This window comes from Actinokineospora terrae (genome assembly GCF_900111175.1).
Lineage (GTDB): Bacteria > Actinomycetota > Actinomycetes > Mycobacteriales > Pseudonocardiaceae > Actinokineospora > Actinokineospora terrae.
The window spans coordinates 46,022-70,439 of sequence record NZ_FOGI01000002.1; the positions used below are offsets into that span (position 1 = coordinate 46,022).

General features: G+C 70.5%; 21 protein-coding genes. 11 read left to right on the forward strand and 10 right to left on the reverse strand.

The annotated features are described in order from the left end of the window. Positions 1-152 precede the first annotated feature (152 nt). The 10 genes from cas2e to BMY07_RS03680 form a co-directional block, all read right to left on the reverse strand. Positions 153-452, reverse strand: coding sequence for a type I-E CRISPR-associated endoribonuclease Cas2e (cas2e, locus tag BMY07_RS03635; RefSeq protein WP_092775009.1), 300 nt, complete (start codon positions 450-452; stop codon positions 153-155). Further along, on the reverse strand, positions 449-1,444 hold the full coding sequence (cas1e, locus tag BMY07_RS03640; RefSeq protein ID WP_177215465.1) for a type I-E CRISPR-associated endonuclease Cas1e: 996 nt from the start codon (positions 1,442-1,444) through the stop codon (positions 449-451). The genes cas2e and cas1e overlap by 4 nt, the downstream gene beginning before the upstream one ends. A gap of 1 nt (position 1,445) precedes the next feature. Then, complete coding sequence (cas6e, locus tag BMY07_RS03645) at positions 1,446-2,207, reverse strand: type I-E CRISPR-associated protein Cas6/Cse3/CasE (protein ID WP_092775011.1); 762 nt, start codon at positions 2,205-2,207, stop codon at positions 1,446-1,448. Positions 2,208-2,211: 4 nt separating this feature from the next. Continuing rightward, positions 2,212-3,075, reverse strand: a complete 864-nt coding sequence (gene cas5e, locus BMY07_RS03650) for a type I-E CRISPR-associated protein Cas5/CasD (protein WP_092775012.1) — start codon at positions 3,073-3,075, stop codon at positions 2,212-2,214. Beyond that, on the reverse strand, positions 3,072-4,205 hold the full coding sequence (gene cas7e, locus BMY07_RS03655; protein WP_092775013.1) for a type I-E CRISPR-associated protein Cas7/Cse4/CasC: 1,134 nt from the start codon (positions 4,203-4,205) through the stop codon (positions 3,072-3,074). The genes cas5e and cas7e overlap by 4 nt, the downstream gene beginning before the upstream one ends. Positions 4,206-4,249: 44 nt before the next feature. Then, positions 4,250-4,825, reverse strand: coding sequence for a type I-E CRISPR-associated protein Cse2/CasB (gene casB / locus BMY07_RS03660; protein WP_092775014.1), 576 nt, complete (start codon positions 4,823-4,825; stop codon positions 4,250-4,252). Then, positions 4,822-6,480 carry a type I-E CRISPR-associated protein Cse1/CasA gene (gene casA / locus BMY07_RS03665; RefSeq protein WP_218150586.1) on the reverse strand — a complete coding sequence of 553 codons (1,659 nt, stop codon included), beginning with the start codon at positions 6,478-6,480 and terminating at the stop codon, positions 4,822-4,824. Before casA ends, casB begins: the two co-directional genes overlap by 4 nt. A 147-nt stretch (positions 6,481-6,627) precedes the next feature. Continuing rightward, positions 6,628-9,495, reverse strand: coding sequence for a CRISPR-associated helicase Cas3' (gene cas3 / locus BMY07_RS03670; protein ID WP_425426226.1), 2,868 nt, complete (start codon positions 9,493-9,495; stop codon positions 6,628-6,630). Positions 9,496-10,919: 1,424 nt separating this feature from the next. Next, on the reverse strand, positions 10,920-11,435 hold the full coding sequence (locus BMY07_RS03675) for a flavoprotein (RefSeq protein WP_245782183.1): 516 nt from the start codon (positions 11,433-11,435) through the stop codon (positions 10,920-10,922). After that, positions 11,428-12,669 carry a helix-turn-helix transcriptional regulator gene (locus BMY07_RS03680; RefSeq protein ID WP_143073333.1) on the reverse strand — a complete coding sequence of 414 codons (1,242 nt, stop codon included), beginning with the start codon at positions 12,667-12,669 and terminating at the stop codon, positions 11,428-11,430. Before BMY07_RS03680 ends, BMY07_RS03675 begins: the two co-directional genes overlap by 8 nt. 1,342 nt (positions 12,670-14,011) lie before the next feature. On the opposite strand from BMY07_RS03680, the gene BMY07_RS34105 reads away from it, so the two are divergent. From BMY07_RS34105 to BMY07_RS03730, 11 genes are all read left to right on the forward strand, one after another. Beyond that, positions 14,012-14,920, forward strand: a complete 909-nt coding sequence (locus BMY07_RS34105) for a S1 family peptidase (RefSeq protein WP_177215424.1) — start codon at positions 14,012-14,014, stop codon at positions 14,918-14,920. Between the two features lie 128 nt (positions 14,921-15,048). After that, positions 15,049-16,221, forward strand: a complete 1,173-nt coding sequence (locus BMY07_RS03690) for a hypothetical protein (RefSeq protein ID WP_092775018.1) — start codon at positions 15,049-15,051, stop codon at positions 16,219-16,221. A 32-nt stretch (positions 16,222-16,253) separates the two neighbouring features. Next, positions 16,254-17,345, forward strand: a complete 1,092-nt coding sequence (locus BMY07_RS03695; protein WP_092775019.1) for a hypothetical protein — start codon at positions 16,254-16,256, stop codon at positions 17,343-17,345. Positions 17,346-17,391: 46 nt separating this feature from the next. After that, on the forward strand, positions 17,392-17,802 hold the full coding sequence (locus tag BMY07_RS03700; protein WP_092775020.1) for an RNA polymerase-binding protein RbpA: 411 nt from the start codon (positions 17,392-17,394) through the stop codon (positions 17,800-17,802). Beyond that, positions 17,799-19,811: a tetratricopeptide repeat protein gene (locus tag BMY07_RS03705; protein ID WP_092775021.1), complete on the forward strand. Its 2,013-nt coding sequence runs from the start codon at positions 17,799-17,801 to the stop codon at positions 19,809-19,811. The genes BMY07_RS03700 and BMY07_RS03705 overlap by 4 nt, the downstream gene beginning before the upstream one ends. A gap of 17 nt (positions 19,812-19,828) precedes the next feature. Beyond that, positions 19,829-20,401 carry a MarR family transcriptional regulator gene (locus BMY07_RS03710; protein WP_092775022.1) on the forward strand — a complete coding sequence of 191 codons (573 nt, stop codon included), beginning with the start codon at positions 19,829-19,831 and terminating at the stop codon, positions 20,399-20,401. A gap of 89 nt (positions 20,402-20,490) precedes the next feature. After that, complete coding sequence (locus BMY07_RS03715; RefSeq protein ID WP_092775023.1) at positions 20,491-21,141, forward strand: hypothetical protein; 651 nt, start codon at positions 20,491-20,493, stop codon at positions 21,139-21,141. Between the two features lie 87 nt (positions 21,142-21,228). Beyond that, the gene (locus tag BMY07_RS03720) at positions 21,229-22,425 is read left to right on the forward strand and encodes a tetratricopeptide repeat protein (RefSeq protein WP_143073334.1); all 1,197 of its coding nucleotides are present in this window, start codon (positions 21,229-21,231) and stop codon (positions 22,423-22,425) included. Continuing rightward, positions 22,422-22,889 (forward strand): hypothetical protein, encoded by a 468-nt coding sequence (locus tag BMY07_RS03725; protein ID WP_092775025.1) that lies wholly within the window; start codon positions 22,422-22,424, stop codon positions 22,887-22,889. Before BMY07_RS03720 ends, BMY07_RS03725 begins: the two co-directional genes overlap by 4 nt. A 315-nt stretch (positions 22,890-23,204) precedes the next feature. Next, positions 23,205-23,387 (forward strand): hypothetical protein, encoded by a 183-nt coding sequence (locus tag BMY07_RS33390; RefSeq protein WP_143073335.1) that lies wholly within the window; start codon positions 23,205-23,207, stop codon positions 23,385-23,387. Positions 23,388-23,677: 290 nt separating this feature from the next. Then, complete coding sequence (locus BMY07_RS03730) at positions 23,678-24,400, forward strand: CPBP family glutamic-type intramembrane protease (protein ID WP_092775026.1); 723 nt, start codon at positions 23,678-23,680, stop codon at positions 24,398-24,400. The last annotated feature ends 18 nt before the right edge of the window (positions 24,401-24,418 follow it).

Sequence of the window (24,418 nt, forward strand, 5' to 3'; positions counted from 1 at the left end):
CGGGAGCGGAAGATCCCCGCTTGCGCGGGGTCGAGCTACTCGACACCGTTGACGAGTACTCCACCCAGGGAAGATCCCCGCTTGCGCGGGGTCGAGGCTTCGTGACCTGCGGGTTTACGAAGCGAAACGGCGTTTTCGATTCAGTGTTGTTGTCATGGTGTCGTTGGTGGGGTGTGGCGGCGGAGGCGGGCGGAGAGGACGAGGCCGTCGTAGTCGACGGGGTACCAGCGGTCGTGGCCTGCGGTGCGGACGGTCCAGCCTTGTTCGTTGTCTGCGGGTTCGGTCATGACGGCTTGTCCGTCGCGGATGCGGTCGGAGAGCAGTTCCCAGAGTCGTTCTCGGACGCGGCGGCTGGGGGTGCCGACGAAGACGCCTGCGGAGACTTCGACCATCCAGCGTGTGAGGTGGCCGCGGAGTCCTTCGGGGGCAGCGATGAGGATGATGACGGTCAAAAGTCCACCTTCGCGGGTGGGGGGTCGTCGAACTCCGGGCCGATGACGACCACGTGTTCGCCTGATGGCGTGTCGTGGGCGGGTGACCAGTTGATTCCGCTCGGCACGGCACCGAGTTCCTCGTCCCAGAGTTGGTGGGGGTCGCGGCCGGGTGGTTCCTCGCCTTCAGGCAGCAGGAGGTGTTTGATGTCGCGCACGATCCGTTGCAGTAGCCGGGTTTCGACGATGCGGTCGCGGAGGGCGGTACGGGCGTCGCGTTCCTCGGTGAGTCCTTGGGCGGTGAGGTCGAAGGCCAGGGGGATGGTGAGTTCGGCCTTGTAGAGGTCGGCGATGTCCATCACGAACGAAGTTGCGGAGCCGGTGTGGACGAAGCCGAGTCCGGGACTGGCGCCGAGGCCGACGATGACAGCGTGGCAGATGCCGTAGAGGGCGGAGTGGGCTGCGGACAGGACGCGGTTGATGTCGTCTCCGGCGGCGAAGGCGTCGCCTGCTATGTATTCGCGGCGGGTCCAGGGGACTGCGGTGCGTTGGGAGTGGTGTTGGTAGAGCTTCTTGACTCGGGTTCCTTCTCTACCGCGGAGTTGTTGCATGGTGAGGGTGGCGGTGTCCTCGCCGGGGAAGCGCATGTCGTACATGCGTCGGGCGACTCCGAGGCGTTCGGTGGTGCGGGTGACCAGCCAGGCTTGGCGCATGAGCAGGTGTGTGCCGCGGCTGGCGCCTTGTCCGCTGGCGTACATGCGCACACCGTGTTGACCGACCCAGCACACCGCGGTGCCGGAGTCGCCGAGCAGGCGCATGGCGGCGTGGGTGACGCGGGTGCCGGGGCCGAGCAAAAGGACGGCGATCATGGCGGCGGGGACGCGGACGGTGCGTTCCTTGTTGATCAGGATGATGGCGTTGTCGTCGCGGTCCACGTGGGTGCGTTCGGCGTAGACGCTGGACACGCGGTCGACGACGCGGTGCAGGTCGTGCGGGTGGGCCTGCCACCACATGTCACCCACCGACAGTGCCTGGCAGGGATGCGAGGGTGAGCAGGCCGCACCCGTACGCCTTGCTGGGGCCGATGCCGGTGAGCATCGCGGTGCGCAGCCTGTCCGGGTCGGTGACGGCCAGGCGGCCTTCGAACGAGACGGCCTGGATGGTGACGGGCTTGGTCATGCCCTTCTTGGGGATGCTGTGCCGGGTGGTGGAGACGATGCGCACCTCGTGCGAGGTCGGGCCGTCGAGGGTGGGGGCCATGCCGGGGGCAGGCGGGTCGGTGCGGGAGGCGGGGATGGTGATGCCCCAGTGCTCGGTGCGGCGCAGCAGCCAGTCGATCTGGTGGGCCGGAGTGCGGTGCCCGACCCGGAAACCTCGGGTGGGCCGGTCCTCGCCGTGGCGTGCGCGTTGGGAGTCGGTGCGTTTGTCGGGGGCCATGGTGGATTGCACGGGGTTGGCGGTGAGCCGGAAGGCGAACTCACGGCCGTGCGCCACGTGGCCCAGTGCGGGGGTGTAGTCGCGGAGCAGGACGTGCTCGCCGTCGGCCTGGGGCCACCCGGCCTGTTCGACGATGTGGGTCCAGTCCGGTCGGGTCGGGGTGAGCACGAGCAGGTCGACTCGGTGTTCGCGGGTGTCCAGGCGCCATAGGACACGGTCGCCAGCGCCGTGTTCGGGCAGGCCGCCGAGGATTGCGGCGTGCATGGTGCGGGGGTTGCGCAGGAACTCGCGTCCCCGCGCGCGCAGCGGGTTGAGTCGGATTCGGGACAGGTAGGTCAATTGGTCACCATCCCAGGAGCGCGAACGGATCGTGGTCGGTGTGGTCGGACCCGGGGGTGTCCTCGGGGTCGGCCAACCCGGTGGGTATCCGCACCCAGCCGTGGCGCACCGTGCGGGTGGCGCGGCCTCGGCGCAGCGGGTCGAACGACAGGGGTTGGTCGTGTGCGATGTCGAGGTCACCGGTCGCGTCGTCGCCAGCGGTGCCCGCCGCTTCGGCCGTGTCGGGCCGGTGCGCGTCGATGGTGGTGGCGAGGTGGACGAACGCGGGAGCATCGCCGTCGCGTGTCACCTGTTGCCGGGCGTGGTCCGAGGCCAGCCAGGCGGTGGTCGTCAACGCCGCGGTGATCGTGGGTTGGGTGTCGTCGTCAAGCAGCAGTGGTTGGGTTGGGACGCAGGAGCGGCGGCCCAACGCCAGCGGGAAGGCCGGGTGCGCCAGGGCGTGGCGCAGGGTGCCGACGAGGTCGCGCGGGCCGTGCACGGCGACGAGGAACACGGCGTCCTGCAGGTAGAAGCGGTGGGTGATGTGGGTGTGTTTGGCGGGCCCGGTGGATTTCTGGGCCCCATTGGTGGTCAGTGACGCCGAGAGCAGCGGGGTGCCGCGGTAGTCGCTGACGGTGTGGTAGTCGCGCAGCAGGGTGCCGGGCTGGTCGACGCGGACGCCCAGCGAGAGTTCTCCGAGGTCGGTGATGCTGTCGGTGCGGGCGCGGCCCTGGGCGGCGGCGAGCAAACCGATGACCCCGGACTTGGTGGGGCGCCCGGCGGTGTCGCGGCGGTTGAACGCGCTGCTGTCGCCCCAGGATTGCAGGGGGGCGGCCAGTCGCAGCAGCAGGACCGCGGTCCCGGCGGCCGCGGGAGGCTCGGCGCTCATCGGGTGGCGTCCCCGGTCAGCCAGTCGGCGGTGAACCGCTTGAGGTCGGCGAGCAGAGCAGGGAATGGCCGCGAGGAGCCGAAGGCGAGACGCAGATCCTCGTGGTCGGCGTTGTAGCAGGCCAGGGTCTGGGTCGGCCGCTGGCCCCAGTTGATGGCGGCGTTGGTCAGCTCGTCGGCCAGACGTCTCGCGGACTCGTCGAGCACACCCGCCCGGGAGATCACCGGCTTCTCGAAGGCGGAGACCAGGTTGACGGGTTGGTCCTCCCGGGCGATGACCGCGACGAGGCTTGGCAGGGTGCGGTGGGCGAAGGAGTTGGCGTGACCAGAGGGTATGGAGCGGGCGAAGCTGTCGACGAACAGCTCGACCGCGTCCGGGACGGCCTCGATGCCACCGAGGTTGGTCTCCAGTTGCGACAGGCCCAGGGTGGCGTAGCGGTAGAGGGTCGCGGAGTTGAACTCGATGGTGCCGATCATCCCGGCGCCGGTGTTCTCGCGGGTGTTCTCGTCGTCGACCGCGGTGTAGTAGTCGAACTCGATCTCCACCGGGTGGGTGGACAGGGCGTGGGCCACCTGGCAGGCGGCGTCGACGTTGAGGTTGGGAATGTCGGCGACCATGCGCCCGAACAGCGCCACGTCGACCGGGTGGCCGCTGCCGAGGATCTTCTTGACATCCACCTCCTCCACAGCCTTGCCCAGCGCGTCGTCGTCGAGCGCGGTCCACGCGCCGGCCCGGGCCCCAACCGCCTCGGCGATGGCGTCGAGTTGCGAGTAGCCGAAGAACAGCAGGTAAGAGGTCTTCTCGGCGTTGTTCTTGCTGGGTTTGATGCCCAACTGCTTGAGCAGAGCGTTGCTGATCCTGACCGCGTCCTGCTCCGAAACGCCATGGGCGGTGGCCAGTCTCCTGGTCAGCAGGTCGGAGATCCGCTGCGTGCGGGTGGCGAGGTCTGCCTTGGGGGCGCGTTCGGCGAACGCGGTGCGGGTGGCTCGCTTCCACGCCTGCGAGGACACCCTGGCCCGGCGGGCCCCGCCGTAGATGGCCTGCTTGGGGCTGCCCGCGTCGTCTCTGTTCACATTGGACGGTGGGACGGTCTGCAGCACGTGGACGTCGAGGTAGCGGCGTACGGACACAGTGATACTCCAACAGGGGTGAGGTAGGTGGTAAACGGGGTCAGTCAGGTAGCGGGGGTGTCGACGGTCGTGGCATGCCAGGCGTGGTATTGCATCCCCCACCGCCGACGTGCTCGTGCCTGCCCGTCGGGTGTTGACCAAGCGAGCAGGTCGCGATGAAGCCGGGTGTAGTCCAGCGGGATCGCTTTCGACCGCAACTGGGTAACGAGTCGACGCAGGTGCTCGACTAGTTCGTCGAAGCTGGTGGCGGTCGCCGCGGCGTTGAACCGTCGCGTCACGGCCTCCTCGCTGACGTTGTCCAGCCTGCTCAACCGGCGCAGTGCCGCACCCAACCCGACGCCCGGCGTGTGCATGGGGGTGCGTTGCGACTGCTGGTGCAACCCGAACAGGCACAACGCAGCGTGCTCGGCAGCCAGCCTGGGCGATCCCTCGTGGGAGACGACGGCCTCATACAACGGCCACATCTGCGGTACCGACCCTGGTGGCTTGCCCAGTCCGCGTCGCATCGCGGCCAGGTGCTGCCCGGACGGTGACTTGTTCGCCTCGACCCACCGACCTTCATCGTCGATGTACTTCTCCCAGTACCACTTGCCCCGCCTGCCGGGGTCAGGCATGGTCATACCTCCTGATCAGGATCACGACGGTTGATTGCCGCGGCCAGCGGCAGGGCGTCCCGGATGCGCTTGTGGAACGACAACTCGGCTCTGGGTGAGCAGTGCGTGATCTTCTTCTTGTTGTGCTCGGTTTCCACGCCGGCGAACTGGCGGGGGGACGCGTCGCACAACAGCGGTTCGGCGATCTCGAACGCGGTCCGCCGGGCCACCTGCTCCCATGCCGTGTGCACAGCGGTCACGGCGTCGGGGTCGCTGCGGGTCCGCAGTTTCCCCAGCACACGGCGCGTGCTGGGGTCCAGTGCGTGCAGTAGGCGGTCGCCAGGGCGCTGTCCCTTGTCCCAGGGCAGCGGCTCGCATCCCGCGGCACGCCTCAGGTCGGCGGAGAGCAGGTTGACGGCTTTGGCGACATCGTCGGCCTGTTCGGCGATCTGGATCAACGCGTCGCGGACGGCCACCTCGCGCAGGGCGGCGACGGGCAGCGGGAGGGAGTCGGCGATGACGTTCTCCACCACCGCCGACTGGTTGCCGTACTCGACACCGACGGTGAAGACCTGCAACGGGAAGTCCTGGTCGAGCACCTCCGCCAGATCCTCGAGTTGGCGGCTGGTCCGCACCTTGCCGGTGCCCTCGCCCAAGGCCAGCAGCGCGTCCAAGCCGCGCCAGGCAGCACGTCCGGAGGAGTGGCGACGGGGTCGTACCGGGGGCACACCGGCTTTGGGTTTGGGGTCGACGTTCCACACCGTGTGCGGCTCGTGCAGCGGTGTCTCGATCAGCCGGTCCCCCGCCGAGAGCACCACTGACGTCACCCGCACCCCGTCCGGCGTGCCAGCGGTGTGCAACCGGATCCGCCGGGATTGCCAGGTCAGCAACTCCAGACGGCCCATCGCCCGGCCGGGAGCCCAGACCGGGGTCCACGGGCCGCGACGCCACTGAGGTCTGTCCGACTCAGGCAGCCCATCAGCGACGATCGGCAGGTTGAGCACCAAGGTCTCGGCCAGGGTCCGGCCGACCGGGATGACCATCCCCAACTGCCCCAGCGGACCGGTCGGATTCCCTGTCGTCTTGCCGTTCTTGGCCTGCTTGTCCCCCACGACTCCGGTCTTGATCGCCGCGGTGTCCCAGCACTGCGCGTGCAGCAGCCACCGTGCCGCCTCCGCCGGTGTCAGCGGCCACGGCGCGTCACCCAGGCGAGTGGAGAACAACGGCACGTTGTTGCCCGACGCGACCGACGGGATCAGCAACGACGTCGACTTGGTGTCGTTGTTGGTCGTCCGCAGGTCGGCGACCTGGGCGAAGGGACGCTCGGGGTGGAACAGCTCGAAAGAGTCGTGATGTTCGGCGAAGTAGTCCGCCAACTCCTGGCGCTTCCGCGCGCTCCACTCATTCCCGTCCGTTCGCCCGGAGATACCGTCCTGTGAAGACAGCGAGCCGTCGGTGAACAACCGCATCCAGCGCGGCCATTCGCGCGCCGACTGCGGCACTCCCAGCGCGTCCATGACCACCGGCAGCAGGAACTGCCGAAGGATCACCGCCATCATGGTCGGCGCCGTCACGGTCAGCTGCGCGATCTCGTTCGAACGCAGGATCGCGTCCCGCCCCGAGACCTCGATGTGAGAATCACCCAACTGAACCGGGATCCACGGGTCATCCAGAAGGTTCATCGTCACCATTCTCTCCATCGTCCAACGCTTCATGCCGTCCAGCACCGCGCCGTCCTCGGCGACGTTCGAGCTGGCACGGTTGTCCCTGACACCAGGGGGGACCCGTTGTTCCTGCTCGTCCTGTAGTCGTCCCCGCGCGAGCGGGGTTCACCCGTGCCAGCCTCCCTTTTCCGATCGCCGCACCACCAAACCGAGGTCACGGCGGTAGGAGACGAGCCGATCCCCAAGGCTCACCGGGTCCCCACCGTCGGGCAGGAGCAGGACGAGGGTGTGTTTGAGCCAGGGGTGACGGCTCCACTCCGGCAACGGCCTCAGCTCGCGCAACGCCGCGCTGGTCAGGCTCGCGGGCAGTCGCACGGTCCCGGCGAGAACGTCCTCGAGCAGGTCGGGGCCGAGTTCACCGTGGGAACCGAGTCGTTTGCCGCGGTAGGTGCTGTATCCGCGTGTGCCGTGCCGTAGAAGGACGACCTCGATGGACTCCTCGCCGTCGCGCACGAGGGCATCAAGTTCCGTCTGTTCCTGGGTTCCGCGCACGGGGGCGTAGTGCAGTCCGGCCAGTGTGGGGACGCTCCACTGTCCGGGTGCGGAGAGCAGGTAGTTCGCGGCGGTCTCGGCGCGGGTGGTTTCGCGGTCTTCCCAGATCGTCTTGGCGGCCAGTTCGTCCTTCGGCCACGGGGTGCGGGTTTCGTCGGTGCCGGAGTACACCTTGTCGACCAGTGTGGGGACGTCGGCGGGCACCGACCAGCCGTCGACTTCGGCGCGCAGGACGAGGTCCGCGGTGCGCAGCAGCAGGTGGCGACCGTAGATGAACTCACTGCTGCCGAGGAACTCCGGGGCCGCTCCGTCCGCGACGGTGAACCCGGTGATCACGGCGGTCGGGGTTCGCAGCGACAGTGGCCGCCGGCCGCGGTCGTGTCGGTGGAGTCGGCCGATCCGCTGCAGCAGCAGGTCGATGGGAGCGAGGTCGGATACCAGCAGGTCGGCATCGACGTCGAAGGACTGCTCGGCGAGTTGGGTGGCGACCAGGATCATCCGATGTGGTCTTGGCGGCCGGTCGCGATGCGGTGCACCCAGCAGTTGCAGGCACTGCTGGGTGCGGGTCGCGCGTGGTTCGACGGCGAGCCTGCCGTGCAGCAGTCGGACATCGACGTTGGCGATGTGCTCTGTGAGCCACTGGTAGGTGTCCTGGGCGCGTTGCACGTCGTTGCGGATGACGAGCGCGCAGCCTCCGTCGGAGAGTCGTTGCCGCAACAACGCGGTGAGTTCGTCGAAATGACCGTTGTCGGCTTCTGGTTCGCCCAGCGTCTCGATGTGGACAGGGCGGGATGCGCGCCAGCCCTGCGATGGCGTGTTCTGGAGGTGTGGTTTCCCATCGGACACGTAGGCCGTGGCGATGTTGGGGTAGCCGTCCGCTCCGGGCGACCCGACTGGCTCGATACCCTGTCCGCCACCGGCGCCGGTCAGGTAGGCCCGCGCCAACTCCTGTCGTTGGTGTTGGGGCAGGGTGGCCGACAGTAGGATGACGGGCACCCGCGCCTGACCCAGCCAGCGCAGAGCCTCGTGGAGGAACTGGGACATGTAGACGTCGGCGGCGTGGACCTCGTCCAGGATCACCACCTTGCCGACCAGACCGGCCATCCGCAGCATCACGTGTCGGGTACGGGTGGCGGCGTGCAGCAGTTGATCTATGGTGCCGACAACCACCGGCGCCAGCAGACCACGCAGCCTGCCCAGCAACCACTCCGACGGGCCAGCGCCGTCGATGTCCTCACCGGCGCAACCGCACCCGTCATGCGATATCCCGTACTGATCCTCCCCGACACCACCGAACCAGTCGCCGTCCTCGTTCTCGGCGGGGCTGATCATCTTCTTCCACTCGGGGTTGAAGTCGCGCTTGCCGTGCAGCAACATGACATGGTCCTGCAGCCCGGGCGCGACCTTCGCCACCCACTCACGGACCCGGGAGAACATCGGGTCGCAGGTGGCCTGCGTCGGCATACCCACGAACACCCCGTCGGCACCGAACCGCGCGGCCAGGATCTCCGCCGCCGTCAGCGCCGCCTCCGTCTTGCCCTCCCCCATCGGTGCCTCGATGATGAGCAAACCGGGTGCGGCCATCCTGCGGGCCTGCTCGATGACATCGGTCTGGAACGGTCTGGCCGGTCGCCCGAACCGGGCATGGACAAGATCACCGTCGCCGACGGTCAACGTGCCCCAGCCGCCACGCACCCGCAGTTCGCTCCACGCCTTGGCCGCACGGCCCCTGGCGTCGTCCATCGTGACGGCGTCGAGATCGTCGACACCAGTGAAGAACCGCTCATCGCTGGCGATCCAGTCCGCCATCACGATCAACCCGCTCAAGTGCAGTTGCTCGGCCCGGGTCATCGTGCCTACAGGTTCCACCGTTGCCACATCGGCGAATCCGAGAGCGCGGGAGAACACCGCCACCACCGCGCGTTGGACCGCGACCCATTCCGGGCCGCGCCCTTGTCCTTCCCCCCGTGAACTCCGGCCGCTGATGTCACGGTGACTGGGGAACATGCCGTGATGACCTCCGACCAGCGGCCAGATCCAGTCGATGCTGCCTTGCGACCAGCCAGCTTCGGTCAACCTGTCGATCAGCAGCCGCGCGCCCGCCTTGTCATGACGCCACCCCATACGGGGTTTCACCGCCGCCGACCAGGACAACCCCGATGCCCGCATCCGGAGCGCGCCTTCGGGGTCGAGGACCTGGAAGGCGGGGGTCGCCTTCCCGCAGTCGTGGATGCCACACAACCAAGCGAAGAACACGCGCCCACGCCCACCGGCGACCTGATCCACCAGGCTCTTCGTCGACGAGGCCAGGAAGTGGTCCCAGATCAACTCTGCCACCGCCGCGGTGTCGAACAGGTGCGACACCACAAGATTCATGGTGCCGCCCGCGTTCTTACGGGACTTCCCCCACAGGACACCCAGCCGGGCACAGGTGGCTGAATCGATACCCAACCCCCGCGCGATCTCTCCGGCACTACGCACCCGTCCCCCTCTCCGCGACGTCGCGCCGAGCATCGACATCGCACCACCACAGTCCACCCCACAAGCACACCCAAGGCGGCAAGCCATCGTGGCCGCAGCCGAACCCGCAGGTGAGCAGTCCCTGGTGGTGATCACCCCATCGAGTGATCACCACCAAGCGTTACCGAACCAACCACGGCACACCGTGTTGAAAGCCCACAGGTCCACCCCGACCGCATGCCATAACGCGACCAACACGGTCAGCACACCGCCGAAGTACGCCAACATGGCGGCCGACTCCCCAACTGCGACCACCTCGTGCCCGTACACTTCGAGCGGGCAGGACGGCGTCGTGGATCGGCTGCGGGGCCATGCCCGCCGACAGTCTGGCAAACAGCCCCCAAGGAGCTGTCTGGGTCGACGCGTCATGGCGCGTCTGTATACTGCAGGCGCCGGGCCGGGCAGGGGTCACGGACCTCTGCTGCTTAACGACAACATCGACACCCGCGGCCTGCGCACGACCGCAGGATCCAGGCGCTGGCGGGCTGCGCGCCCGCCGACGCCACTCTGGTGAACGGCCAAGCGACGCGGGTGCCGTGTTGCTGGATATGGCCAACCTGTCCGAGTGAAACAACCTCCACTGCACGCACTGCGCGTAGAGCCGGTCCGGCGTCGTCGGCCAGACCAACAACCCCCATGTGTTCGACCGCAACCGTGCGGGTCGTCGGGATCGGGCGCGGCTGTGACGGCTTCGCTGGCATAAGTAGCGATCAGCATCGAGACTCACGGCTCGATCGTCTACCCGGCCGCAGCCAGCAGGGGAGCGGGCACATGTCCGGCCTGGTGACCCCAAGCAGTGTGGCGCCGCTGTCGCTGGAGCAGGACAAGGCGGGCCCGCTGACGCGCTCTGTCGAATACGTGGCGATCACACTGTCGGCATTGCAGAGCCGCGACCGCTCGGACCGGGAGCTCCTCGACCACCCCACCTGCCTGCCTGTCGACCACATGCCCCAGCTGCACCGGGGCATGCTGCGCGGCGGGCGACTAGGGCTACGGAGCCAGCGCGGAACCAATCCGGACACGCACTCTCGCGCCATCCCATCACGGCCCCTTCCACCGCCAGCGAACACAAGGCGGTGCGATAGCATGAACTCTACCCACTCCGCACCACCACCTGAAAAGGCGGCAGTTCGCGGGCGTCACCGAGTAGGACTGGTCGCACCCCTGACAAGCCACTGCACCACCTACAACCAAGACGGGGAATGTACGCACACGAATCGGGCGCTTGCAAGCAAGAGTCAAGAGCACCCCAGCCTTCGCGACACTTAATCCACCGGCGGTCGATGTGCGGCAAGTCTCAGGCTCGTTTACAGTAACCCGTAAGGCTAGTCGAGCCAATTAAACCAATTGCAAAGCCACCTATTCAGTTAGACACGACCATTTCTCTAAAGTAAGAAGTTCAATGCACTGGCCACTTGTTCCCACAAAAACCTTTCTTCTTTGCCCTCCGGCCGCACCAACTCGTTCGCCAGTACCGTCACACCCCAACGCTCCAACTTGCCCAGGCTCTCCTCGAAGGCTGGATGAGCAGCCAGGGTCGGCTTGACGTAAGGCGCAACGTAGGTGGAGAGCCGGAGTCCAATGGCCTCGTTGAGCACTCCCAGCGCGAAGTTGTCCGAGATGCCTGCCGCCCACTTGTTCACGGTGTTGAAGGTCGCAGGGCAGACCAGAAGGGCGTCGGCCTTTGGGAGAGAGCGGGAGTCATCAGGGTGGCGTGGGGTGCTTTGCACAGGGAAGCCGGTTTGTGCAGTTAGGGCTGTCAGGTCGATCCATTTGGATGCCGTTGGTGTGGGGATGACGCAGATTTGCCAGCCACGAGGCTGAACGACTGCAACGAGGCTGCTCAGGTCGCGGACCGGCGGTGCGGCGCAGCCGATCAGGTACAGCACCGGGTCAGACATGGATGCCAGCCCGCTGGGCCAGTGCCCGCAGGCCCGGAGTGCTGTGGCGCTGTTCCCGCCCGAGTAGCGTTCGGATGACCTCGTGGGCGCCTACGTTACGGGAGACGGCTTGCTTCGCGACCCGTTCCGCTTCGAGCAGGTGGAGTACGGCCACGCTGTCGTCCTGTCTGTCGGTAGCGGCCCGGCTGAGATCCAGGTGTACCTGGGAGCGGCGGCCGATGAGAACCACGGGCAAGCGGTCGGTGTCCAGTGCTGCGCCGAGCTGCTGAGCTTGGTCGTTGTCCCTGAGTTGCACGGCCACGGACAGCTCGTGGATGGCCACGTTGGTGTGGCCGAAGCCCGTCCATAGCCAGTTGCCTTCACCGCCGAGATCGTCCGCCAGCTGGTGGGCCTGACTGAGAAGCTGCCGAGCGCTGTGGTGTTCGTTGCTGCGGGCGGCCATGACCGCTGACAGCAGCAGAAGCGCACCGCGAGCCGAGAGGATCAGCCGACCGTCTTCTTTTTGCACTGCGGTAGCCAATTCGTCCAAAGCGGCAGCGGCTGTGTCCTGGGCATCGGTGAGATGACCGCTCCGCAGGTGGGCACAGGCCACCTGGTAGCGAGCCGCGGCGATCAGGGCCGGGGCTTCGGCTTCCCGGGCAGCACGCTGTGCTCGATCGGCCGTTACCCATGCCGCCTGGACATCCCCGAGCTTGGTGGCCAGCTTGGCAGCCGCGATGTAGCCGCTGGCGGTCCATACGGCCGCGGTACGACTGGGAGCCTGGTTGTCGAGCTGGAGCAGGAGCTGGGGCAAGAGCCGGGCGCTGGCCTCATAGTCGGCGTGCTGGTAGAGCTGATGAACCCTTTTGACCAGCGGCGTCACGGCCACCCCAGGCGAGATGGTGTCGGCCTGGCCGCCTGCCAGCATCCGGCGCAGCGCTGATAGGACCAGAGGTGCCTGGGATGGCAGAGTCTCAAGCGGCGGAGCGCTGCTGGTTGGAGACGACGGGAACAGCCCTTGCAGCTCGCTCCGGTTGATACCGAGGAGCATGGCCAGCTTCGGCCACAAGTACGGCTGCGGCTCGTTTCGTCCGGCTTCCCAGCGGTAGACGGTCATGCGGTCAACGTGGAGTTGCGCGGCCAAGCTCTCCTGGGTGTAACCCGCTGCCTTACGCAGCCGGGCCAGAGGGGAACGGGGCGGTGCCATATGCCCAGTGTCCCACACGGTCAGTGGCCAGTCGTTCACGCAGGTCATGAGCGGCTGTGCATAGCGCGTGTCGCAGGAGTGCTGCTGAAGTGCGCTGTACCTCGCCCACGCAACCAGCAATGGTCAGAACGAAGACACCCGACACCAGCCAGCCCTTGCCGCAGGAGCGCCCGAGCCACCGCCCCGGAGCCTGTGTTTGGGACCTGATGCCGGATTTCGTCCACCTGCCACCCGACCTTGCAGGAGCCACCCCATGTCCGGACTGGGCATCACCGTTGCAGATGGACTGCTGAGATATCCCGAGCTGTACTACCTGGCACTTGCCCGGCCGACCGAGTGGGGCTTCCGACCAATGGTGGACCAAGCCGGAGCGCTGGTTGGCCTGGTGGGCACCCGCCACCTTCAGCGCTACACGGATGCCCTGTGGATCTACAGCCGCACGGAAGTGCCAGCGCTCGCATCCTGGCCGAGAAGTTCGGCGGAGGCACCGTTTGGAGCACGACCGAGGCGGCCTGGCCGTCATCGTCCAAGAGCTCCTGGCGCTGCCGGAGCCCGGAGAACGCTTCGCTCCCGCGCTCGTGCGGGTGTCCTCCGGTCTATGGACTCCCTAGGCCATGACCACAGGCACGAAAGTCACATGACCACCCTGAACACCGTCCTCCTGGTGCTGCTGCCTCTGGCCGTGTTCGCAGGACTGCTGGCCTGGACAACCCACAAGGACCAATGAATGCGCTCACTGCTCCCTGCCCGTGTCCACCGCGGCCCAGGCCATGGGGATCCTCTCGGGCGCCGAGATCACCACAGTGGTCGGGGACCAACCGGGTGAGCAGTGGCGGCTGCTGGACGGCCAGGCCGGGGTCACCGCGCGCCTCGGCAGACTCGATGAGGCTCTCGGCCTGTGGAGCCGGGGATCGAGCTGGCCCGCGCCGTGGGCGACGCGTTGGCCGAGGCGGAGCTCGCCGGGTCATTGGCTCGCCTGCACCACGATGCGAGGCACATGGCCGACGCGATTGCGGCGACAGGGGCGGCCGTCGGGCTGTTGGCGCCGCTGGGCACCAGCGCCGCTCTGCTGGTGCGCACCAGCTACTGGTGCGGATCTCGGTCCGCGCGCGGCACCGGCTCGCCGAGGCGCTCGTCACCGCTCCGACCCACAGGAGCGCGGCAGCCCAGCGGAGTGACCGCGCCCGTTCCCCATGCCCCACGCGGTCGCGGGACAGGTTCTGCACCAGCATCCGTGTGGATTCCGAAGGCACACCTAACAGAAGGAAAGGCACCCTTGATACCCCTCCGACGAGCGGCCCGAGCCGCCGCCGTCCTTATCGCCCCGGCCCTGGTCGCGGGCCCGGGCGCGTCTCCCGCAGCGGCGCAGAGCACCTCGCCCGATGGTGACGTGAGCATCCAGGTGGTCGGTGGCCACCCGGCTTCCCAGGTCTACGAGGGCATCGCCTCGCTGCAGTACGACGCCCCCGCCTATGGGCGGTTGGGGTGGACCACTTGTACCGCGTCGATGATCGAGCGTGGGTGGGTGGTGCTCGCCGCGCACTGCGCGACCAACATCCCCGCTCTCGCCCCGGCCGCGACGGGGTCGATGTTCGGCACGCTGGACGAGCGGGCGGCGCCGATCCCGACCGCGGCCAAGCAGTTCTCGGTCCGGGTGGGGTCCCATGACCGCACTCGCGGCGTGGTGCTGCCGGTGAGGCGTTTCGTCGTGCACCCGGGTTGGGATTGGGCTTCCGGTGACGGTCCCGCCGAGGACGTGCTGCTCGCGCAGGTCGAGCAGCAGGAGTTCGCGCCGTTCGAGATCGCGGCCAAGGTCCCTGCGGTGGGCGAGAGGGTGAGGTTGCTCGGGTTCGGGCTCACGAGCCCGGACGCGTCGGGCACGTTGCCTCGTTTCGTGCAGGAGCTCGACAGCACGGTGGTCGCCGCGAGGCGGTGCCGCGACTCTGCGATCACCGCGCTGGACCTGTGCGTACTCAATCCGCATGGCACGGCGGGGGTGTGCAACGGCGACAGCGGCGGCCCGCTGCTGACCAAGATCGCGGGCACCCGCAGGTGGGCCGTGGTCGGCGTGAGCAGCCGGACGGCGGGCGACTGCGGGCAGTACCCGGCCGTCTACACCTCCATCGCCGACCCGCAGCACCGTCGGTGGATCTACGACGTGATGGCCGGACGGCTCGACACCACGCTCCCGCTGACCCCGGCCCAGGGCGGGGCGATCACCTCCCCGTACGCGCCGATCACCACCACCGGGCCGCTGCCCAAGCCCACCCACCGCGCCGACGTCGGCTTGGCGGGCTGATCACCCTCTGACCGTCCCGCCGCGCACCGTGCCCCCGACCGGGGCGCGGCGGGGCACCCAGATCCGCGCGCACCACAGCGATTCCTGTCCTTGATCGACTGTCGACTGTCCTGTGTGGAGGCAACCCGATGTTCGGACACCCACCGCCCCGCCGTGTACGCGGCGGGAACCTGTTGGTGGCGGCCGTGGTGCTGGCGACGCTCGCCGGTGTGGTGCTGGTGACGACCGCGACCGGCCCGCCCCCCGAGCCCGCCGTCAACGTGGGCGTCAATCCCGCCTGCCCGTCGACCCCCGCACCGGCCGGGTCGGTGGCGCGGTGGTGCGCGCGCGGTTCCCTGGTCCACGACGACGCGCTGCTGGTCGCGGCCGCGCGGGCCTGGTGGGCCACCGGTGACAGCAGAGACCAGCCCCCGCCCGGTGCGCCGCTGACCGGCGTGTTCGCCGCTACCGGCCCACCCGGGCAGGTGGGGCTCACCGTGGTGGTGCTGGTCGCCCCGAGGGTCGGCGGCGGCGAGACGGTCGCCTACCTGACCTCGACCGTCGCCGCCATGCCCGCCGCACCGGACACCCGCCTGCATCTGCGCGCTCTGCAGCAGTTCCCCGCGGGCAGCGCTCCGGAGGCGATCGGGTTCGTCGACGCGCGTCCCGATACCGGCGACCCCGTCCTGTCCGCGCCGCTGGTCCCCGCGTTCGCCCTCGCCGCACCCGGGGGCACGGCCCGGTTGGCGAGTCCGTTGATCGACATGTCGCTGACCGGCGGCGCCGTCGGTGACCCGGTGGCCTGGGTGCCGCAGCCCGCGGGCGCCGGCGCGGCCACGACCTTCGCCGCGACCGCCGATGGATCTCTGCTGCCTGTGGCGGCGGGACTCGACGACCCTGTCGTGCGCCCCGTCCGCCCGGCCGGCGACGACCCCGCTCGGGTGCTCGACGACCGGGTCGGGGACGTGGTGACCAGCAGAGGGTGGTGGGCCGGAGTCGTCGGTGCGGGTGGCGTCCTGGCCGCGGACACGGTGCCCGACGGGTGGAGCGCGGTCACCGCCCTCGGGCAACCGCTGCCGGTGGTCACCGACGCGAGCGGTGGGCTGGTCGTGGACGGCGTCCCACCCGACGGCACCGGGGAGCACACCCGGGTGGACCTGCTCGCGCCCGACCGCGCCACCCGGATCCCGCTGGGACACCTGGCCCGCGGCACCGTCCGGTTCCTCGACCGCGACCGCACCCAGGTGTCGAAGTGGTCGGTCGTCGCGGTCGTCGACGCGCGCACCGCCCCGGCCGAGCCGCTGCTGGCCACCACCTTCTGACCATCCCCCGTTCTCCCCGGAAGGCCATCGACATGACGGACACCCGCCTGCCCACCGGCGAGCCACCCGCCCACGCCGTGCCCGCCGACGACCTGCTGATCGACGACCTCATCCGTGCCGAGTGGGTGTTGGCGCCCACGGCGGTACGGGTGCATCCCCGCTACGCGAGGCTGCGCGGCGAGGCGCCGCGGCGGTTCGCCACCCACCGCGGGGCCTGTGCGTGGGTGCGCGCCCACCGCGACGAGCTGGGGTGCGCGGTCGAGCGGTGGGCGCGGGCGGGCGACGCCGAGCGGCTGCTGGTGGTCGCGGAGGCCGGGACGGCGCTGCTGCACCTGGGCGATACCGGCCTGTGTCGACGCGTGCACGACCTGGCCGTGCCGCTGCTGCCCGACGACGAGGACGGCCGGCAGCGGGCGATGGTCCTGGGCAGGCGGTTGACCCACGCGCTGATCGAGTTCGGCGAGCCCGGGTCCGCGCTCGTGGTGTGCGCCGACACCCTGCGGCGCGCCCGGGCGCTGCGCGAGGACACGACCCAGGTCGAGGCACTGACACACAGCGCGGCCGCGCACCTCGACTTGGGCGACCCGGCCGCGGCACGCGCCGACCTCGGCGAGGCGTTGTCCGCGCAGGACCGCGACGAGGCCAGCCCGGCCCGGGGGCGCACCGGCGGCGCCCACCACAAGAACCGCGCCGCCCGGCGGACGAGGGTGCTGTGCCTGATGGCCCAGGCCTGCGCCCGTGGCGGCGACCTCGATGACGCGGTCACCTGGCTCGACGCCGCCACAGCGATAGCGGCGGTCGGCAAGCGGCAGCCGCGGACGCTGTTCCCCGTGCACGTGAGCACCGCGATCGTGCGGCTGGCCCGCGGCGAACCGGACATCGCGGCGGCCGCCGCCGGAGCGGCGATCACCGTGCTGCGCGCACGCGACTGCGCCGACATCCACACCGACCCCCAGCACCACCACGCGCACACCGTCGCCGCCGACATCCACACCGCCCTGGCCCGACAAGCCGACCCCGGCGGACACCACGCTCGACTCGCCGAGCGGCACCGCTGTGCCGCCGCCACCGGCACCCCCTACCTGCCCGCACCGGCCGCGGCCGAGCCGGTGGTCCCGGCATGAGCCGCCCCCGACACACGCCTGCGTCCCACATGGTGGGGGTGGCCTGATGTACGTCTCCGGACGGTTGGCCAGCTCCCGCAACGGCTCGACAGCGCTGGGACCGGGGGATATCGACCGCGCGTCTGATGATCAGGCGCCGCGCCGTGACCACGAGTTCTTGTGCCCGCTGGGTCATTCCTTCACCCGGCCCCTGGCCGCGGACCTATCCGTCGGCGAACTCCCCGCGCGGTGGCGATGCCCCCAGCATGGCGCGGACGCGGCCCGGGCCGGGATCGGCACCCCCGCGCCCGCACCGCTCGAACAGGGCAGACCGCGCATCGACAAGACCCCGTGGCAGATGCTGCTGGAGCGCCGCACCATCGCCGACCTCGACGCACTTCTCGACCGCAAGCTGCGAGAGCTGCACCGCCGGCGCGGCGGTGGCCCCTCCGGCGGCGTCGAGGCGGTGACGCGGTGACCGGGCACGGGACGGGCAACGCCGTCTCCGGGCGGGTGGGCGGGCATCTGGTGCAGGCCGGACAGATCCACGGCGATGTGACCCTGCACCTGCCCGGATCGACCGGGTTGCCTGTGCGGCCCCGGCAGATCCCCCCGGCCGGTCTGGTGGTCGACCGCGACGAGGTCCTGGCCGACATCGCCGATCGGCTCAACGCCGGCACCACCGGGTCGACGGTGCTGGTGCTGCACGGGCCCGGCGGGATCGGCAAGACCACGGTCGCGGTCACCGCGCTGCACCACCACGAGCACCGGCTCCCGGACGGGCTGTTGTGGGCCGATCTCACCCATCCCCTCGTCGCCGACCCGGTCGAGGTACTCGGTTCGTTCCTGCGCGCGCTCGGCGTCGCACCCGATCTGGTTCCCGACGACGGGCGGGAGCGGCTCGCGTTGTGGCGGTCGATGACCGCGCCACGCCAACTGGGGCTGTTGCTGGAGTCCCCCGCCACCGCGGCCCAGGTGGTGCCGCTGCTGCCCACCGGGCCGGGCAGCGTCGTGCTGATCACCAGCCGGACACCCCATGTCGAGTTGGTCGCCCGTGTCGGCGCGCGCGCACTCGTCGTGCCGCCCTTCGGCTTGCCCGCCACCGCGCAACTACTGGCCCACCACCTGCACGCACCCTCGCCAAACCTGGCGGCGCGGCTGCACGCCCACTGCGCGGGGATCCCGCTCGCCGTGGCCGTGACCGCCGCGCGCGCCGCCACCGGCGTGACCGCCGTTCCCGACACCACCGGTGATCCCGCCATCCGTCGCCACTCCCAGGAGGACCCGATGCCCGACACCCCGCCCGCCCTGGTCCCGACCCGGGAGGCGGTGCGCGAGGCCATCGACGCGCTCAACCCGGTGGCCCGCGCCGTCGTGGTCGACCTCGCGCGCGTCCCGGGACCGATCTCCCCCGACCTCGCCCGCGCCGTGACCCGACTCGCCCCCCAAGCCCTCGACCTGGCCGTGGAGATGGTGGTGCAGGCCAACCTCCTGGCGCCCGCCGACGACCACGGCCACCTCCGGTTCCATGACGTGGTCACCGAGGTCGCCGTGGGGATCGGCAGCCCGGACGCCGACGGTGTCGACGACCGCGTCGCGGCACACCGACTCGCGCGATTGCGCGCGCTCGCGGCCCTGCTGATGCCCGCCCGGACGTTGCCCCCGCTCGGCGACACCGACCTTCCCGCCCCGGACGAGTCGGCCACCGGGGCCTTGGTTCCCGGGGACCGGGCCGAAGCGCTGCTCTGGTTCGACGTCGAGAAGCCCGGCCTGGTGGCCACCGTGCGCGCCACCGCCGCCCGCGGGCGCCACCGGGCGGTGGTGTTGATGGTCCACGCGCTGCGCACTGCCCTGCTCCTGCACAAGGACCACACCGCCGCGGCCGAGGTGAGCGCGCTGGCGCTATCGGCCGCGCGCGAACTCGGTGATCGCGACCTGCTGGCGGGCACGCTCGCCGACGCGGTCCGCACCGCCATCAAGTCCGATGCCCTCCCCGGCGCCCAGGGCCTGTGCGACGAACTGGCCGCCCTGGCCGATATCGACGGGGGCGACCTGATGCGGGCGAAAGCGCTCAAGGCCCGCGCGCACCTGCACCTCGCCCGGCGCCGGACCGCCGAGGCCGACGCCCTGTTCATCCAGGTCGCCGATCTGCACCGCGGCCTCGGGCGGCCCCGCGCCCGCGCGTTGGCGCTCACCGAGCTCGGGACCCTGCGCCTGGACAGCGGGCACGCCGCCGAGGCCATCCCCCCGCTCACCGAGGCGCACACCCTGCTCTCCGAGCACCCGAGCGACGAGACCTACAACCGGGGCCGCGCCGGGCTCGCCCTCGCTCGCGCCCATCAGGCCACCGGCTCCCTCCGGGACGCGCTCGTGCTGGCCCGCGCCGCCCTGAGCGACATGTCCGCGGCCGGATCCCCCTCCGGGGCGCGACTGGCCCAGGACCTGATCGACACACTCGACACCCACCGCAAGTCCACACAGGACTAGAGGGATTCCCGATCGCCATGACCACACAGTCGCCCGTGCGCGCCCACGACACCACAACCACGCCCGTGCCCACGGCGTGCGGTACCGATCCCGACGCGGGCGTCAACACCGCCGTGGTGGCGGCGGTGGTGGACCTGCAGGTCGCCCTCCGGCAGTTCGACGAGTGGTACGCCGCGGCCCGCGACCTGCACCCGATCGACCTGCGCGCGGTGATCGTCGTGGGCTGCCACCACCGCACCGAGAACCGGTACCCGACGCCGAGCCTGGTGGCCGCCAGGCTGTGCCTGACCACGTCCTCGGCCACCTCCCTGATCGCCCGTCTCACCGCGACCGGTCTCCTCCAGCGGGTCCGCGACGACCGTGATCGCCGACTCGTCCGGGTCGAACTCACCGACACGGGGTGGGCGTTGCTGGCCGATCACCACGTTCGCCTCGGCGGCTTTCTCCCGCGCGGCGGCCTGTCGGGGCCGTTCGCGGAGTGGTTGGCGGCGGTGACCGCGGGCATTCGCGGTGATCACCGTCCCGACACACTCGCCCCGACCGGTCCGACCACCGGCCACGACGACACGGGACCGGGAGCGGGTCGATGACGCCACCCCGAGCCCCCTCCAGCCCACCCGTCCTCACCGTCCACTATGGACACGACCCGGCCGTGTGCGAGGGTCGCCGGAGTGGTGTGATGTCGGGGGGATCCGTCGAGCGCGCGTCGCTGGACGGGACCCGGTCGGCGACCCGGCTGCTGCCCGCCGACACCCGCGCGCTGCTCGCGGCGGTCACCGGTGCCCTCGCGGACGCGGGCGACCACGCGGCGGCGAACACCGAACCCCCGCAACGCCAGCACGTTCTGCTCACCGCGGCCAGGGCGCGGCTGCGAGCCACCCTGCGGGCCGAACCGGCCGTCGCGGCGCTGCTGCGCCACGCCCGTCTGCTGGGTGTGGACCTCCCCGCGCTCGTGGGTGATCTCGCCGTCCCCGTCCAGGACATCGGCGACGGCGACCGTGCCGCGTTGGCCGGGGTCGCCGTCGCTGGTCGTGCGCGGGCGGCGTGGGTGGTGGGTGATCTGCTCGCGGCGTTGCGGAACGGTCGGGAGTGGACCCGGCCGCGGCTGGCAGCCCGCGTCGATTCCCCGGTATTGCCCGCTGGGCGGATCGGTGACCTGGAGTCGGGTGTGGTGACCCTCTACCTCGGGGACCTGCACCTGCTCTGCCGAGCCCTCGATGTGCCGCCCGCGGCGGTCCTGGCCGCCGCCGAGACCCTGCTGCCCTCCCGCGCCGGTCTCCTCCCGGTCCACGCCCACCCCGACAGCGAACGCCCGCGGCCACCCGCCTGACCGCACACGCCCCACGCAAACAGCGCCCGATCCCGCCCCGCGCGTGACCCGGCCCGCCCCCACGCCACGTTGGACCTGGAGAACACCGTGCCCGAACCACTGCCCGCCCTGCAGCGCCCCGTCCCCGAGATCCTCGCCGGACTCGACACCGACGCCCGGGAGGGCCTGCGTGCCCTGAGTCGGGTGCCGGGCCCGGTCGACGACATCACCGCCCGCGCCGTGACAGGACTGTCCCCCGCGACCGCGGACCACGTGCTGCGGCGGTTGACGATGGCACGCCTGCTCGAACGCGACAGTGTCGACGGAGACATCGTCGACGGAGACATCGTGGTGCCCGATCACGTGATCACCGCGGCCACGCGCGGCGACACCCCCCGCGTTCTCGACCATCTCGACGACCTGGTCCTCGACCGGCTCGTCACCACCGCCCGCCACGCCGCGACCCTCGCCTGGCCCGCCCGCGACCTCCTCCCACCGGCCACGCCCGACACGGGCGTGCCGTACACCCAGGCCTGGACGCTCGAGGAACCGGAGCACGCCCGCCTGTGGCTCGACCGCGCCCAGCCCACCCTGATGACCGTCCTGCGGCGTGGCGCCGCCCGGAGCCGCCACCGTGCCGTCGTGCTGCTGGCCGACGCGCTGCACACCCCGGCCATCCTCAACGCCGACACCGCGACCGAGGCCGACCTGGTCGAGTTGTGCCTGCCCGCCGCCCGCGCCCTGGGCGACCCCGCCCTGCTCACGTCGATCGCGACCCGCGCCACCCGCCGCTGGATCGCCGACGGCGACCTCGACCGAGCCCGTGCCCTGCTCGTCGAGCTGACGCGGTGGGCCGAGCGGGACGGCGACGCGAACCCCGAGATCCTGGTGACCCAGGCGTCGCTGCTTGCCGCCGACGGCGAGCACGACACCGCCCTGGCACTACTCGATGCCGTGGTCGAGGCGCACGATCAATCCGGTGACGCGCGCGGTGAGGCGCAGGCGCTGATCCAGACAGGACTGCTGCTGCTCGCCCTCGACCGGCACGGCAGCGCCGTGGGGCCGTTGGCCCGGGCGGTCAGCTTGTTCCACGGGATCCTCGACGGCGACCACTACCACCGCGGCCGCGCGGCCCTCGCCCTCGCCCAGGCGCAGCTGGGCTGCGGGTTCATCACCGCGGCCAAGTCGACGGCGATTCTGGCGCTGGAGGCCATGACCGCCGCCGGATCCGCCCCCGGCGTCGACGCCGCGCGGACGCTGATCACCACGATCACCACCCCGCAGTCCACACCGGACATCCCGTGACCGCCGCCCCCGCGCGCGACACACCGATCGTCGACGGTGAACACACGGAGATCCCCGCGCGGGATCCCTACGGTCGCCCCGCCCAGCTCACCGTCACCGGCGGCGTGGCCTCGGCCAGGGCCTCGGTGGTGGTCACCATCGTGGTGTCCGCGGTGAGCACCATCGCCCTCGACCACGACGTCGTCGACACGCTGCGCGCGGTCCTGGCACACCACGGCAGCACCGACACCGATCCGAGCAGGGTGCTCTGGTCGATCGCCGACGGGCACGCCACCATCCCCTGCCGGGACATGGCAGGCAGGGACAGCGCGCTGCTGCTCATTCCCGACACCGACACGGTCCTGCTGGCCCCACCCGCCGGACAGTCGGCGGCACTGGGCCGCGACAGCGTGGGAATCCTGCTTCGCGCCCTGCACGAGGCCCACCACCACCGCACCACCGGCCCAGCCGACACGACAGCGTGAACGCCATCCCTGTCCGCGCCGGGGAACCGATCCCGCCCGGCCGCCATGTCGGCCGCCGAGGCGGTGGCCCCGCCCGGTCCACGGGTGGTGCCGCACACGGACACCGCGCCCCCGCGCTCCCTGCACAGACCAGTGGCCCACCGAGCCCGGACTCGGTCGTGGCGCGCCTCGGGTACCCGCCCGCCGGCCGCCACGGCCGAGGACACACGACAACCGCATCACCGCACCAGAAGGGTTGACCCGAATCCCGTGACCACCAGCCCCACACCACCAGTACCGCCGGATCTCGAGCGCTACCCATCGCGGCCACCCTCGGTGGCATGCGCCCGGTGGCACGAACAGCAGTTCCTGCCCAGCGACAGCGGGCGCTCCCGCCGACAATGGGTGGCCTCGGCCCTGCTGCTGACCGCGGTCGTGTTCGGCAGCGGCACGCTCACCAGCGTGCGGATCCTGAGCGGGACCCCCCGCGACCGATCGGGTTCGTCGGTGTGGCGGTGATCTCCGCCGCGGTGCTGTCACCGCGGCTACGGGGACACCGCCGCTGGACTTCTCGCTGCGCGTGGTCGCGGCGATCACCTTGCGGGCACTGACCGACGACTGCGCGCTCACCACCGCCACCGGGTCCAGGATCTGCGGCGCCGTGATCGGGGCCATCGATCCGTGACCTCCGTCCACACCGGACCCCACCGCGGGCCCGAGATCGGCAGAACCGCGCAGCACCCGCGCGGCGATGGACCGTTCCCGCGCCGACGCACGAACCGACCCCGACAGGACGAAGGACACACTCGATGGCCGAGGACCCGACACCGACCACAGCACCGACCATCCCCCACCGGCTGGCGGACCCGTTCATCCTGCGCCCCGCGCGGCACCACGAGACCCGGCTCGGTCTGTGGGGTGCGGCCGCCGCGGTCGTGGTGATCACCACCGGACCCGCCATCGCCAACGCCGCGCAACTGGCCTCCGGGATCGCCCTGCAGCTGCGGGAACACCGCACGCCGCTCACCGCCACCCTCGTCGCGGTCCTCGTCTGCGTGACCGCCGTGGCGGCGGCGTGGCTGAGCACCGGGTTGCGCCCGGTGGGACTGATCCCGCCCCCTCTCAGCGACACCGGACGCTGGCAACAGCTCGCCCTGGTCGGCCTGTACGCGTTCGTCACGCTGCGCGGCTGCGCGCTGCTCGCCTCCTGGCTGATCCAGGCGGGAGCATCCGGCCCGGTGGGGCTCGACACGGGTTTCGTCCTGTGGCCGGTGTTGCTGGCCGGGTTCGCCGAGGAGTTGGCCGCCGCGACCGTCATCGCGTTGCTCTCCGCCGCCCGCACCCCCACCTGGGTCCTGGTCACCCTGGTGGCCTGCTACCGCGGGCTCGCGGGCCTGCACCTGGGGATCACCGCCGCCGCGGTGACCGCGGTGTGGTCGGCGGTGATGGCGGTGCTGATGCTGCGCTACCGCTGCGTTCTGCCGCTGATAGCCGGGCACACCCTCCACAACGCCCTGACCCTGCCGGCCTGAAAGGACAGTCCGCCATGC

Excerpts from the sequence above, each read along its gene's own strand:
- cas1e (WP_177215465.1), bottom strand. The coding sequence starts at position 1,444 with ATGTGGTGGCAGGCCCACCCGCACGACCTGCACCGCGTCGTCGACCGC.
- cas5e (WP_092775012.1), bottom strand. The coding sequence starts at position 3,075 with ATGAGCGCCGAGCCTCCCGCGGCCGCCGGGACCGCGGTCCTGCTGCTG.
- casB (WP_092775014.1), bottom strand. The coding sequence starts at position 4,825 with ATGACCATGCCTGACCCCGGCAGGCGGGGCAAGTGGTACTGGGAGAAG.
- casA (WP_218150586.1), bottom strand. The coding sequence starts at position 6,480 with ATGAACCTTCTGGATGACCCGTGGATCCCGGTTCAGTTGGGTGATTCT.
- BMY07_RS03675 (WP_245782183.1), bottom strand. The coding sequence starts at position 11,435 with ATGTCTGACCCGGTGCTGTACCTGATCGGCTGCGCCGCACCGCCGGTC.
- BMY07_RS03680 (WP_143073333.1), bottom strand. The coding sequence starts at position 12,669 with ATGACCTGCGTGAACGACTGGCCACTGACCGTGTGGGACACTGGGCAT.
- BMY07_RS03690 (WP_092775018.1), top strand. The coding sequence starts at position 15,049 with ATGTTCGGACACCCACCGCCCCGCCGTGTACGCGGCGGGAACCTGTTG.
- BMY07_RS03695 (WP_092775019.1), top strand. The coding sequence starts at position 16,254 with ATGACGGACACCCGCCTGCCCACCGGCGAGCCACCCGCCCACGCCGTG.
- BMY07_RS03700 (WP_092775020.1), top strand. The coding sequence starts at position 17,392 with ATGTACGTCTCCGGACGGTTGGCCAGCTCCCGCAACGGCTCGACAGCG.
- BMY07_RS03710 (WP_092775022.1), top strand. The coding sequence starts at position 19,829 with ATGACCACACAGTCGCCCGTGCGCGCCCACGACACCACAACCACGCCC.
- BMY07_RS03715 (WP_092775023.1), top strand. The coding sequence starts at position 20,491 with ATGTCGGGGGGATCCGTCGAGCGCGCGTCGCTGGACGGGACCCGGTCG.
- BMY07_RS03730 (WP_092775026.1), top strand. The coding sequence starts at position 23,678 with ATGGCCGAGGACCCGACACCGACCACAGCACCGACCATCCCCCACCGG.